Here is a 12,239-nt window from a genome sequence, read left to right on the forward strand (position 1 = left end):
CCACACGGCCGGCCCACAGTCGCGGGGTCCGATTTCCCTACAACCTAAGTCTAAGGTGTTGCCACTGTTTGCAACTTGTTAACCATGTTGCCTGAAGCTTTTCTGATTGGGGCGGGGGAGCGTCGGTCATGCATGCGCTGAAGGCGATAGACGATCTGGCCGGAGAACCGGCGGTCGAAGCGGGGGGGCCAGACCCCGAGGCGCTGCGCTACATTTTGCTGCGCCTTGCCGAAGAAGCCTCCACCCTTGGCATTGATCTCGTCGATATCGCCGGCGCTATCCAGGATATGGCGGGAATGTCGGCCCGGCATGCCTCCGCCTTCGATCATGTCACTCGCACCGCGCTGTCGATTGCCGAGACCAACCGCTCGGTCGCCGTGTCGCTGCGCGAGACCGACCGCACGGCGGCCGAGGCTCGCCACATGCTGAAGGAATCGGCCGACCGCCTAACCGGCTCCGTCGCCGAGATCGGCCACATGGTCCAGTCCTCCAACGAGATCGGCACTGAGATCGCCGGCTTCTCCAAGTCGCTTGCCGATGTCGACAATATCGCCGAGGAGATCAGCACCATCGCCCGCCAGACCAACCTACTGGCGCTGAATGCCGCGATCGAGGCTGCGCGCGCCGGCGATGCGGGCAAGGGTTTCGCGGTCGTCGCCGCCGAGGTCCGCGCGCTTTCGCTGCAGACCTCGAAGGCGACCGGCTCCATCCAGCAGACGCTGGACGAACTGCGCGTGAAGATCGACCGGCTGTCGGCCGTCGGCAGCGATGCGCGCGACAGTGCGGCCGGCGTGCGTGACAAGTCGGAGGCGATGCGCGGCGCCTTCGAAAGCATGGAACATGTCATCACCCGCATCCTCGACAGTTCGACTGTCATGGCCAACACCACCGAGGCGGTCGACCAGCAATGCGCCGGCTTCGTTGAGAAACTCGGCGAGATGTCGGCCGAGGTCGCCGGCTCGAATGTCAGGCTGCAGCAGGCGGCTAAACGCGTCGACAGTGTCGTCGGCCTGTCGGAAACCCTGATCCAGCTGACGGCGAGCGCCGGCGTCAAGACCGCCGACAGCCGTTGGATCGAGGAAGCGCAATCGGTGGCAAGACAGATTTCCGGCGCCTTCGAACGTGCCGTCGCTGAAGGCCAGATCGGGCTCGATGCTCTCTTCGATCGACGCTATCGGCCGATAGCCGGCTCCGATCCGGCACAGGTGATGGCAGCCTTTACCGAGCTCACCGACCGCCTGCTGCCGCCGATCCAGGAACCCGTCACAGCCTTGGACGAGCGCATCGCCTTTTGCGCGGCGATCGACGAGAACGGCTATCTGCCGACTCACAACCGAAAATTCTCGCAAGCCCAGCGGCCCGGCGACACCGTCTGGAACACCGCCAATTGCCGCAATCGCCGCATCTTCGCCGATCGCGTCGGTCTTGCCGCCGGCCGCAGCACCGCGCCTTTCCTCGTCCAGACCTACAGGCGCGACATGGGCGGTGGCAATTTCGTGATGATGAAGGATATCTCCGCTCCGATCACCGTGCGCGGACGGCATTGGGGCGGATTGCGGCTGGCAATCAAGGTCTGACTCGGCGGTCAAGATTTGACCGCGGATCGCTCCTCGCGCTCCTGGATCTATATTTTCCGCATGTGGTTATCACAAAACCGCTGCACACTTTTGCGCGACATGCTTTATACCGCACCAATGAGATTACGCGCCGACATCTTCGTTTCCGCCCTCTTGCGCCGCGTCTTTGCCAGCGGTGATTTCGCCGCCGTCGAGAAGAAGGGCGCGGAGGAGGCGGGTGCGATCTTTATCCGCCAGCATTTCCGCAGCGGCCTGGAAACGCTCTATGCGCCGGCGCCGCAGACCGCCTTCGACGAAGGTCAGACCGGTGACCGCCTGTTCGAGATCCGCCTGTCGCGCAGCGAACCGGAAGCGGTGCGTGCGATGCTGGAGCGCGAACGCAAATTCGACCCCGATCTCTGGATCGTCGAGTTGGAGGCGGAGGAACTGGGGGACATGATCCCGCTTGCCAAGGGCGGCTGACGGCCAGGCGCGTCAGCTCCTCACCATTTCGAACAGCTCACCATGCGTTGAGGTTAGTCATTCCAGCTCAGCGATACCGCCGCCCCATGACGCGCATGTCGCGCTGCGGCGCCGCCTGGCGGATGAAACGATGGTCGGGTGCTGCCGGCGCCGGCGTATCAGGCGCTTCCGGCCTATAGGTGTAGCGATCCGCACGCCGCCAGGCTTCGACGCGTTCGTGGCATTCTTCCGGGTCGAGCGCATCGAGCACCATCCAGCCGCGCGTGACGTTGTGCTGCTGTTCGGCAAGGTGCGGATAGAGCCTTTCGAGCACAAAGACGGCGTCGAGGAAACTCATGCCGAGGCTGGTCAGCGTCGTGGCGAGCTGCTGGCCGGAAAGATCGAGCATGATGCGCTCGGCAAGCCAGCGGCTGGCGGAAAGCGCGTCGGCAAGTGCGGTTGCGAAATGCGTCGCCTCGCGCGAGCGAGCGAAGCGCACCAGCAGCGCCTCCTGAATGTCCGTGAGCGTGCGCAGACCGAGCCTGTCCTCGTCGGCACGGCCGAGATGACCGGCAAGCCCGAGGATGCGCTCGCGCAATGCCTCTTCATTGGCAACCCGCTGTTCCTCCAGCGCATCTGCCTCGTTGGTCTCGGCAGGCGCTGGTGAAAGCGGGACCGCCGGCGATTCCGTGATCGGCGCCGATGCGCCCGCGGAGCGCGGCTGGCTCTGGCGCAGCGCCACCAAAGCATCGATGACCTTCGGCGAGAGTGAATCGCGGCTGACGATCGCCTTGACATGCGCTGCACCCTGCATGCGCGCGATGGTGATCAGCGTATCGTCGGCAACGGCCTTTGAGGCGGCAAGAAAAGGCGCCGCGATCTCGATCGGCTGGTTGCCGATGAACAGCGCCACGGCTGCCGGCATGTTCTCGCATTGGGACAGCGCCGCGACCGCCTGGCGCTTGGCCTCGTCGGAGGAGGCCTGAAACAGCGGCATGAAGAGTTCGGCAAATTGGCGCAGTTCGGACCGTGTCGGATGAGACAGGTTCTCGAAACTGCTGACAGTCGCCATTAACACCACGTCCTTTTTCCTGACGGCCAAGGGGCCTTCTAGGTCTCGAAACCGGTCACGCACAAAAACACCCCGAAAACGCAGAACAAGGGGACCAAGGGCCGATATACGCTGGCGGAACGCATGTCAGGCCATACGGTTATGAACAAATCCTACACCGGTACGGTTAATGCATGCTGAAGATTTTATTAAAAAGCAACAGAAATATACACGCTAAGCGAGTGTCAGCATGGCTAGCCGGCACTATAAAAGTGATCGGTTTGGAAGCGCCGTTGCGCGATGCTCATCGCCGCTGTGATGGTGGAAAAGCTCAGGCGATCCTATGATCGCGCAGCGCGTGCAGCAGCTTTTCGCGGCTGTCGTAACCGGCCTGATAAAGGTCGAGGGCTGCGGATGCCGCGAACTGCGCCTCGACGCTTTTGATGTCGATGCGCCGTTCCGAGCACCAGGCATCGAGGGCACTGCGCAGCACGTCGAGATCGTCAGGCGAGAAGGATGAATTCACCAACAAAGACACCGCTTACCCTCCGCATTCCGGCAAGAGCGGGGAACATCTCCGATCGATCGGTGCCCGGAAACATGTGATCGACATGCGCGAACATACGCCCATCTGAGCGCCTCGCAATTAAATATTTTCATGACGCATTTTTGCAACACCGCCCCTTTCCCGCCAGGGAGTTTGCCGCGCCAATGTCAACTATATGAATTATCTCTAATTTTATACGTCGACGCCAAGCTGGGCATCCGCGCGGGCGGCGTGAAACCAAATCAACTCTTCGAGCGTTAAAGGAGAGGTGAGGTGAACTGTGTTTGGCATCCGCTGAATATTAGTAAACTGTTAACTGTCATGTGGCTCAATTCGGATAGGAACGACGCGATTTGAGTAGTTGGATCGTTGAAACTCCGCATCACGGTATTTCAATCAAGTGCCGTGGGAAAGGCGCGAATGCCCTCGGTCCGGTCATTCCGGCACTGCAGGACGCGCCGGCTCGCACATTGGCGGGCAGGGTGAAATCCATCGCAAGTTCATCCGTCTCGGGCAGTGCATGGAGACGAGAATGGCAATAGTAGTCGCATTGGCGGATCGGCGGCCGCGGGCGCCGCGTCGCCCGGACAAGGAGCCCCGCGAAGCCAAGATACTTTGGTTCACCGGCGTCCGCTACGAGCGGTTGGCCGAGAGCCCGAAACATCGTCCGGCGCCCGCGCCGCGCGTCAACAAGAAGTAACCGCTCTTCAACCTCAGCGAGCGGCGAATTGCTCGCAGCCGGCTTCCGTCAGGAAGTTGCGCGCGGCCTCATCGAAGCTCGCCTGCGGCGCCAGCGTCCGCAGCACGGCATAACCGTCCGGCCGTGCCATTTCCACCAGGATCGCCTGCTGCAGCTCCTGCGGCAGGTTTTTGCGCAGGTCGGTCAGCTGGATCGGACTGCCGGCCACCACATCGAGCGCACCGCCGACCGACGTCCTGTCGTTCATGCTGAAGACCTCGTTGGAGGCGCTGTCGTAGATCGCGATCGACCAGAAGGGCACATTGCCCTTGGCGGTGAAATGCACCGGCGCATCCTCGACATCGAAGGAGCAGACGGCGGTGCGCACGAAGGGGTCGCCATTGGCAAGGCCGGCTTCGTCATACTGGTTGCCGAGCAGGTAGAAATTGTTGAGGTCGCCCTCTGCCTCCACGCGGGTTGCCGCATCCTTGCCGGTGAAATGCGGCAGCGACAGGATGATGACGAGATGCAGCAGGGCTGCGCCGAAAAGACCAGTCAGGACGGCGAAGAATATCCTAAGCATTGCCACATCCGGTCTTGGTGAGTTTCGGCATGGCGAGGTCGATCACGCCGGAACTACCGGCGGTCGGTGTGTCGAACAGTGTCAGCACCAGCCGGAAAGTGCCGGCCTGTGGCAGGGCCAGCCAGTTGCCCGGCTGCGCCACGGCGGATATCTCGATCGAAAAACTGCTGTCTTGCTGGCGCAGCACCGTCCAGGAATTGAGCGCTGAGGGATGCCCGGTCGTCACCGCCGCCGGATTGCCGCCATTGTCGGCGGTAAACAGGGTCCAGAGCCGGGCAGGCGGTGTTTGCCCGCTGATGCGATAGCGGCAGCCGGCATTCAGCCGCGCGCCGTCGTCGTCGACGCTCGCCGTGAAGGTCAGGCCCTCGGCGCTGCCATAGAGCAGCTTGCCGGCGCGCGCCCGGTGCGATTTGGCATAAGGATCAGCCTCGACGGTCTGCAACGCCGGAAAGGCCTCCCAGGCGCCGAGCTTGATCGCCCCGAAACCCTGCGTCGCATCCAGCGCATAAAGCGAAATCATGATCCCGCCGCCAAAGGCGACGATCAGCGTGATCGCGATAAAGAGGGGGAATCGAAACACGTCAAGACCTTGGAAACCATATCGGATGAAAGGGTTACCACTGATTCTGGCAGGGTGGAATGCCACGCCATGACATAGAGGCCGATTGATCCACGGTCATGCCATGTGTGCGGCAAAGCCGTCATGCCGCAAGCTGCGACAGCAATCCACGCCGATGCATCGATGAGGGCGGATGCTGATGGGAGATCTGGACGTCAGGCGTGGCCGGCTACTCCGCGCTCGCCACCTTCGCCGGCGCGAGTGGGGCGGCATCCTTCAGCTTCTCGCCGAGCTTCTTGAGGATGTCCGTCGATTGAACCGAAAGCATGCGCGGCCGGATAAGTTGCGGCAATCCGTCCTGCGGCTTGGCGGCGGCAGTCTTGGCGAGATCCTTGTCCGAGGGTAGGGGGTTTTCGATGCCGGGGATGGCCCGCAGCGTGACACCTTGGTGGGCGTAGTCCATGGCGCGCTTGAAGGTCATCGCCGGCAGCGAGCCGCCGGTCATCTCGTTGGTCGAGGTGTAGTCGTCATTGCCGAACCAGACGGCGCAGGTGTAATTGCCGGTGAAGCCGACGAACCAGGCGTCGCGATAGGCCTGGGTCGTACCGGTCTTGCCGGCTGTCACGATACCGTTGTCGAGGGCTGCCTTGCGCGCCGTGCCGACATAGGGAACGCGCGACAGCATCTGGTTCATATAGGCATCGGCCTTTTCGGAGAGCACGCGTTTCGGCGCCGGCTCGTCGCGGTCGAAATCGTAGAGCACGTCGCCGTCGTAATCGAGGATCTGGGTGATGCCGTGGCGGCGCGACTGGTAGCCGCCAGCTGGGAAGGTGGCGTAGGCCGTCGCCTGGTCGAGCACCGTCACCTCGGAGGTGCCGATCGGGATGGTAACGTCGTCGCGGATCGGCGTTTCGACGCCGAGGTTTTTCGCCATTGCCCGGATCGGCTGAATACCGAGCTTTTCCTTGGCGAGCCGCACCGGCACGGTGTTGATCGACTGGGCGATAGCGGTCTCGAGCGTGATGCGGCCGGCATAGCGATTGGCATAATTATGCGGGCTCCAATTGCCCCAGGAGATCGGTGCGTCGACGATCGTCGTCTGCGGCGTCATCCCGCTCTCCATCGCCACCGAATAAGTGTAGACCTTGAAGGAGGAACCCGGCTGGCGCAGCGCCCTGGTGGCGCGGTTGAACTGGCTCTCGCCGTAATCCCGGCCGCCGACCATGGCGCGAACGGCGCCGCCGTTCTCGATCATCACCATCGCGCCCTGCTTGGCGTGATAGGCCTCGCCATATTCGCGCAATGACGTCTCGACCGAATCCTCGGCCGCCTGCTGGATGCCCATGTCGATCGTCGTGCGCACGATCAGCGAATGCTGGTGGAAACGCGGTGACAGCCGCTGCACCTCGTCGAAAGCCCAATCGAGGAAGAAATCGGGCGATTCCACCTCGTTGCGGTCGACGACGGTGGCTGGATTGCGCCTGGCGGCGATCACCTGGCCCTCGGTCATCAGCCCGCTCTGCACCAAATTGGTCAGCACTTCGTTGGCGCGGGCACGCGCCGCCGGCAGGTTGACATGCGGCGCGTATTTGGCCGGCGCCTTGAACAGGCCGGCAAGCATGGCGGATTCGGCAAGGTTCACATCAGTGATGTTCTTGCCGAAATAGAACTGTGCCGCCGCCGCTGCGCCGAAGGTGCCGCCGCCCATATAGGCGCGGTCGAGATAGGTGGAGAGGATTTCCTTCTTGGAAAGGTTCGCCTCGAGCCACAGTGCCAGGAACGCCTCGGTGACCTTGCGGTCGATCGAGCGTTCGTTGGACAGGAACAGGTTCTTGGCGAGCTGCTGGGTCAGCGTCGAGCCGCCCTGCACGACTTCGCCGGCGCGTGCATTCTCGCTCATGGCGCGGAAGAGGCCGATGAAATCGATGCCGAAATGGTCGAAGAAGCGCCGGTCCTCGGTGGCGATCACCGATTTGATCAGCGAATCCGGCAGCTCGTCGATCGGCACGGAATTCTGGTGGATGACGCCGCGATGGCCGATGACGTTGCCATAGCGGTCGGTGAAGGTGACGGCGAAATCGCCGCGGTTGCGCCAGTCCTCCTTGGTCGCCTCGAAGGCGGGCTGGGCCAGCAGCAGCATCAGCACCGAGCCGGCCGCCCCGAGCGTCAGCCCTTCGCCGGCAAGTTCGAAGACCATGCGCTTCCAGCCGCGCACGCGGAAGCGGCGGAAGAAGATGGTAATGTCTTCCCAGATCTCGGCGGCGCGGAATCCGGCGTTCCAGACGGTCGAATCGATCCAGGAATCGATGCGCAGCAGAATGTGACGGCTCTTCCTAGGCCGCTTGTCCGCCGCCTCGTTCGCCGCTTTTCCGGGCCTGTTTTCTGGCCCGTTTTCTGGGTTGTCCGGATCCTGCACGTCCTGTATTCCCGCCTGATCGCGCTTCGGTCATATCCGACGAAAGTGCGAGGCCCGCATATGGCCGCAAAGCTCTCCGATACCAGGAGAGAATTCTCCGAGTACCAGGAGTATACTGAGAATTGATTGATTTTGCGGCTGATAACAAGAGAGATGCATGAGGCTCACGCGAATTTGCGGGCCGCTGTTGCAAGAAACGAACGATGAACGATCTGCCCTTCTGGAAGAGCAAGACGCTAGCCGAAATGACCGTCGCCGAGTGGGAAAGCCTCTGCGACGGCTGCGGCCTCTGTTGTCTCAACAAGATCGAGGAATGGGATAGCGGCGATATCTATTTCACCTCGGTCAGCTGCAAGCTGCTCGACGGCCAAAGCTGTCGCTGCTCCAGCTATGAGAACCGCTGGGATTTCGTGCCGGATTGCGTGCAACTGACGAAGGAGAACGTGCCTGACATTGCCTGGCTGCCGCCCACCTGCGGCTACCGGCTGGTCAATGAAGGCCGCGATCTTTACTGGTGGCACCCGCTCGTCTCCGGCGACCCGGAGACCGTCCATGCCGCCGGCATTTCCGCGCGGGGCCGCGCGATCAGCGAAAATGAGATCGATATCGATGATCTCGAGGATTATGTCGTCGACTGGCCGCTGACGGTGGGTGAGGAGAAGGACGAAGAGGAAGCCTAGAACAGGATGATTTTAGGCCGGGTCGGCCTAAAATCTGAATCCTGTTCTAACTTAAAGAGTTAGAGCATGATGTCGTCTGAAAACCGCTTACACTTCTCGGCATCATGCTCTAGGCGGGCTCAGGACTTTATTGCCGCAAGGAAGCGCCGCAGTTCCGTCTCGACATAGGCAGCCACCGGCCCGTCTGCGCCAAAACCCCACCAGAGCAGCGATCCCTGCCATTGCGACAGCATCAGCCGGGCGATTGTCTCCGGCGCCTTTGCCGATCCGAAACATCGGGCGATTGCCGCCGTCAGTGCCGCTCCCCAGGCGGCACCCCGGGCACGCAGCACCGGATCGCGGAAATCCTCGCGAAGCACCAGCAGTCCCTCGCCATAGGCGGCGGCATTATCGCCGTAATCCTGCGACAGGCCGACGAGCAGCGCGACGGCGCCTTCCGGCGTTTTCGGCACGGTCTCGGCGAGCCGCGCCGTTTCCGCATCCAGCCGGTCCCAGGCGTGAAGCAGCGCTGCGCGCAGCATCGCCGCCTTCGTTGCGAAACGTTGCACCAGCGTCGAGCCGGAAAGGCCGCTCGCTTTCGCCACCGCCGCAAAGGTCGCCGCCTCCGGCCCTTCGGCGTGGATCAGCGCCAGCACCATGGCGAGAAGCTGTTCATCGGAAAGTGTGCGGCGACGCGGCATGAAATTCCTCTTGCATTCGCCTCGAATGTAAACGATCATTCGTTTATATACAAGCGGCGTCAGCTGGAGCAATTCCAGGAAAAGTGTGAAGCGGTTTTCCCTCCGGAATTGCGTAAAAACAAAGAGCTAAACCCGGGTGCTTGCGGCGTGAAGGCCGTTCTAGCGTGGAGGATGGAGAAGTGACAGCGAACTTGCGGGAGAAAGTAGCCTTGGTGGCGGGTGCTACGCGCGGCGCCGGTCGAGGCATCGCGGTGGAACTCGGCGCCGCCGGCGCCACCGTTTACGTGACGGGGCGCACGACGCGCGCTCAGCAATCCGAATATATGAGACCGGAGACGATCGAGGGGACGGCCGAGCTGGTGACATCAGCCGGCGGCAGGGGCATCGCCGTTCAGGTGGACCATCTCGTCGAAGAACAGGTCGAGGCACTGGTCGCCCGCATTCGCGGCGAAGCCGGCCGGCTCGATATTCTCGTCAACGACATCTGGGGCTGCGAGAAACTGTTCGAATGGGACAAGGCCGTCTGGGAGCACTCGCTGGACAAGGGCCTGCGTATGCTGCGGCTCGGCATCGAGACGCATCTGATTACCGCCCATTACGCCCTGCCGCTGATGATCGAGCGGCCCGGCGGGCTGCTGGTCGAGATGACCGACGGCACGGCCGAATACAATGCCACCCATTACCGGCTGTCGCCCTTTTACGACCTCGTCAAAACCGGTGTCACCCGCATGGCCTGGGCGCATGCTCAAGATTTGGCGAAACACGGCGCCACCGCAATTTCGATCACACCCGGTTGGCTGCGCTCCGAAATGATGCTGGATGCTTATGGCGTCAGCGAGGAGAACTGGCGCGAGGCGACGAAGGTACAGCCGCATTTCGCCATTTCCGAAACGCCGCATTTCGTCGGCCGCGCCGTTGCCGCTATCGCTGCCGATCCCGACCGCGCCCGCTGGAACGGACAATCGCTATCGAGCGGTGCAATCGCCAAGACCTATGGCTTCGACGATATCGACGGTTCGCGGCCGGATTGCTGGCGCTACATGGTGGAAGTGCAGGAGCCCGGCAGGCCGGCGGACGTGACGGGCTATCGCTAGAACAGCATGATTTTAGGCCGGATCGGCCTAAAATCTGAATTAGAGCATGATGTCGTCTGAACCGCTCTCAAGTCCGTTACCGGGCGGCGGCGGCGAGGCGCGCTGCGTCGCGAAACGAGACCAGTCGCTTCGTCTGTTCGTCCCACAGCACCAGCTTGACGCAACGCAGGCTTTCCATGAGCGTGATGCGGCCCATATCGGCAAGCTCAGGATGGTCTCGCAGCACCTCCGGCAGCCGGTAGTAAGGCACCCGGCTCGACAGATGGTGCACGTGGTGGATGCCGATATTGCCGGTGATCCAGCGCAGCACTGGCGGCAGGTCGTAATGCGAGGCACCGTGGAGGGCCGCATGCTGGAACTGCCAGTCCGGCTTCTTCGACCAATGTGTTTCCTCGAATTGGTGCTGCACGTAGAATAACCAGACACCGGCAGCACCGGCCAGAAGCACGGTCGGCAGATGCACCAGCAAAAAGGGGACGATTCCGACCGCCCAGATCAGCAGCGCGGCGACCAGCGCGATGGCAAGATTGGTCGCCATGGTCGAGACCCAGGGCAGGGCGCCGGAGCGCATCATGCCGAAAGGCAGGCGCTGCTTGAAGAGGAACAGCCAGGCCGGTCCGATCCCGAACATCACGATCGGATGCCGGTAGAGCCGGTAACCAAGCCGGCCCCAACGCGACAGCGCGTTGTATTCGGCGATTGTCAGGGTTTCGATGTCGCCAACGCCGCGTTCGTCCAGGTTTCCGGCCGAGGCGTGGTGTTCCGCATGCGCCCGGCGCCAATAGTCGTAGGGCGTCAGCGTCAGGATGCCGATCGTGCGTCCAACCCAGTCGTCGACGCGGCGACGGGCGAAAAACGAACCGTGGCCGCAATCATGCTGAATCATGAACAACCGGAGCAGGAAGGCGGCGGCGGGAAGGACGAGGATCAGGCCGGGCCAGAAGCTGTAATGAACCGCTGCCCAAGCGGCAGCCCAGAACAGCGCGAAAGGGATGACGGTCACGACAAGCTCGAAAGCGCTGCGTCCGGCTCGTGGCTGGCGATATCCGGCAAGGATCTTCAGCCAGCGTTTTTCAGCGAAAAGCTCGGCATTCCCTCGGGATCGCTCCGGATTTTCGTCAGACTCGCCCAAAGGGGCCACTTGGGTTTCCTCGCACTCGCTGCGGCGCGCAGATTCGATCACAGAGTGACGCCGTGAAAGGCCGCGATGGCCGAAAGGCCGAGTGCAATCACTACGGCCGAGCGAATGAGGAAGAGCGGATAGTCGAAGTGGTACATTGTATGAAGAGTGGTCATGGTTGCAGCAATTCCTTTTTCGAGAACATGTCAATGGGTGATGATGTCACGCCAGCGTGTCCGACAGGACACGCTATCACTTGCGCCGTTACGCGCAGCGAGGGCGAGAGTGGCGGCTCGATAAGAGGTTCTATTTCTTTGGAGCACTGCCCTGCGGGGCGGTTTTGGTCGCCGTCTTCATCTGGTTGGCGAATGTGCTTTCCACCTTCGCTTCCTGCTTGTCCTTCTTCGGCTTCCGGACCTCGCGATTGCTTCTTACCTGTCCTTTTGCCATGGATAAAATCTCCCTTTAGATCGAAATTGAAAGCCGCAGCCTGCGTGGTATTCGCCCCGTTTGTCGGTCGCGATCGAGATCGCGGGATCGTCATGAGGGGCAACCCGACAACACCGGGCCGCAGGGATGGAATGAAAATGATGCCTGCTGAAACCGCATCGCTGTCTGGAGGCGGATGACCGGAGAGGTCACCGAAAGCCAAACCCGACGTTGAGACGGGACGTCACCATGCTTTCGCGATCGGGAAAATGGCGGGCCGGAAATCCGGTCACCGCAAATGCCGCATCGGCCAAATCAGCGAGCCCTCCTTATAGAGTAAAATTGAGGTGCCATTAAGGCCGTCGCCGCAGGAAAGCCATATT

13 protein-coding genes are annotated in these 12,239 nt (G+C 61.9%); 5 read left to right on the top strand and 8 right to left on the bottom strand.

Annotation, left to right across the window (positions count from 1 at the left end; genetic code table 11):
- The first annotated feature begins 128 nt into the window (after positions 1–128).
- Positions 129–1,577, top strand: coding sequence for a methyl-accepting chemotaxis protein (locus AB8B31_RS05450; RefSeq protein ID WP_131605300.1), 1,449 nt, complete (start codon positions 129–131; stop codon positions 1,575–1,577).
- A gap of 117 nt (positions 1,578–1,694) precedes the next feature.
- Positions 1,695–2,039: a DUF1491 family protein gene (locus AB8B31_RS05455; protein WP_439007520.1), complete on the top strand. Its 345-nt coding sequence runs from the start codon at positions 1,695–1,697 to the stop codon at positions 2,037–2,039.
- Between the two features lie 67 nt (positions 2,040–2,106).
- On the opposite strand, the gene AB8B31_RS05460 is transcribed toward AB8B31_RS05455, so the two are convergent.
- Positions 2,107–3,153, bottom strand: coding sequence for a DUF2336 domain-containing protein (locus AB8B31_RS05460; RefSeq protein WP_282681416.1), 1,047 nt, complete (start codon positions 3,151–3,153; stop codon positions 2,107–2,109).
- Between the two features lie 247 nt (positions 3,154–3,400).
- Complete coding sequence (locus tag AB8B31_RS05465; RefSeq protein WP_017963548.1) at positions 3,401–3,607, bottom strand: hypothetical protein; 207 nt, start codon at positions 3,605–3,607, stop codon at positions 3,401–3,403.
- Positions 3,608–4,148: 541 nt separating this feature from the next.
- Between AB8B31_RS05465 and AB8B31_RS05470 the strand changes: the two genes are divergently transcribed.
- Positions 4,149–4,316, top strand: a complete 168-nt coding sequence (locus tag AB8B31_RS05470; RefSeq protein WP_003546657.1) for a hypothetical protein — start codon at positions 4,149–4,151, stop codon at positions 4,314–4,316.
- A gap of 13 nt (positions 4,317–4,329) precedes the next feature.
- On the opposite strand, the gene AB8B31_RS05475 is transcribed toward AB8B31_RS05470, so the two are convergent.
- From AB8B31_RS05475 to AB8B31_RS05485, 3 genes are all read right to left on the bottom strand, one after another.
- On the bottom strand, positions 4,330–4,878 hold the full coding sequence (locus AB8B31_RS05475; RefSeq protein ID WP_018241270.1) for a DUF1254 domain-containing protein: 549 nt from the start codon (positions 4,876–4,878) through the stop codon (positions 4,330–4,332).
- Positions 4,871–5,458, bottom strand: coding sequence for a DUF1214 domain-containing protein (locus AB8B31_RS05480; RefSeq protein ID WP_018241271.1), 588 nt, complete (start codon positions 5,456–5,458; stop codon positions 4,871–4,873). The genes AB8B31_RS05475 and AB8B31_RS05480 overlap by 8 nt, the downstream gene beginning before the upstream one ends.
- Positions 5,459–5,666: 208 nt before the next feature.
- Positions 5,667–7,853, bottom strand: a complete 2,187-nt coding sequence (locus AB8B31_RS05485) for a transglycosylase domain-containing protein (protein ID WP_028733879.1) — start codon at positions 7,851–7,853, stop codon at positions 5,667–5,669.
- 203 nt (positions 7,854–8,056) lie between these two features.
- Between AB8B31_RS05485 and AB8B31_RS05490 the strand changes: the two genes are divergently transcribed.
- Positions 8,057–8,533: a YcgN family cysteine cluster protein gene (locus tag AB8B31_RS05490; protein WP_018241273.1), complete on the top strand. Its 477-nt coding sequence runs from the start codon at positions 8,057–8,059 to the stop codon at positions 8,531–8,533.
- Between the two features lie 119 nt (positions 8,534–8,652).
- On the opposite strand, the gene AB8B31_RS05495 is transcribed toward AB8B31_RS05490, so the two are convergent.
- The gene (locus AB8B31_RS05495) at positions 8,653–9,213 is read right to left on the bottom strand and encodes a TetR family transcriptional regulator (RefSeq protein ID WP_130652067.1); all 561 of its coding nucleotides are present in this window, start codon (positions 9,211–9,213) and stop codon (positions 8,653–8,655) included.
- Positions 9,214–9,392: 179 nt separating this feature from the next.
- Between AB8B31_RS05495 and AB8B31_RS05500 the strand changes: the two genes are divergently transcribed.
- Positions 9,393–10,307: an SDR family oxidoreductase gene (locus AB8B31_RS05500; protein ID WP_439007410.1), complete on the top strand. Its 915-nt coding sequence runs from the start codon at positions 9,393–9,395 to the stop codon at positions 10,305–10,307.
- Between the two features lie 76 nt (positions 10,308–10,383).
- Here the strand turns inward: AB8B31_RS05500 and AB8B31_RS05505 are convergent, their stop codons facing one another.
- Both AB8B31_RS05505 and AB8B31_RS05510 read right to left on the bottom strand, forming a co-directional pair.
- A complete protein-coding gene (locus AB8B31_RS05505) occupies positions 10,384–11,439 on the bottom strand; it encodes a fatty acid desaturase (RefSeq protein WP_439007521.1) in 1,056 nt (351 codons plus the stop codon).
- A 294-nt stretch (positions 11,440–11,733) separates the two neighbouring features.
- On the bottom strand, positions 11,734–11,877 hold the full coding sequence (locus AB8B31_RS05510) for a hypothetical protein (protein ID WP_003557866.1): 144 nt from the start codon (positions 11,875–11,877) through the stop codon (positions 11,734–11,736).
- Positions 11,878–12,239: the final 362 nt, after the last annotated feature.

Source organism: Rhizobium sp. 62_C5_N11_2, from assembly GCF_051811185.1.
GTDB lineage: Bacteria > Pseudomonadota > Alphaproteobacteria > Rhizobiales > Rhizobiaceae > Rhizobium > Rhizobium leguminosarum.

What these genes read in the sequence shown, in the direction of transcription:
- AB8B31_RS05510 (WP_003557866.1), bottom strand. Translation starts at nt 11,877, where the DNA reads ATGGCAAAAGGACAGGTAAGAAGCAATCGCGAGGTCCGGAAGCCGAAG.
- AB8B31_RS05450 (WP_131605300.1), top strand. Translation starts at nt 129, where the DNA reads ATGCATGCGCTGAAGGCGATAGACGATCTGGCCGGAGAACCGGCGGTC.
- AB8B31_RS05455 (WP_439007520.1), top strand. Translation starts at nt 1,695, where the DNA reads ATGAGATTACGCGCCGACATCTTCGTTTCCGCCCTCTTGCGCCGCGTC.
- AB8B31_RS05470 (WP_003546657.1), top strand. Translation starts at nt 4,149, where the DNA reads ATGGCAATAGTAGTCGCATTGGCGGATCGGCGGCCGCGGGCGCCGCGT.
- AB8B31_RS05495 (WP_130652067.1), bottom strand. Translation starts at nt 9,213, where the DNA reads ATGCCGCGTCGCCGCACACTTTCCGATGAACAGCTTCTCGCCATGGTG.
- AB8B31_RS05490 (WP_018241273.1), top strand. Translation starts at nt 8,057, where the DNA reads ATGAACGATCTGCCCTTCTGGAAGAGCAAGACGCTAGCCGAAATGACC.
- AB8B31_RS05475 (WP_018241270.1), bottom strand. Translation starts at nt 4,878, where the DNA reads ATGCTTAGGATATTCTTCGCCGTCCTGACTGGTCTTTTCGGCGCAGCC.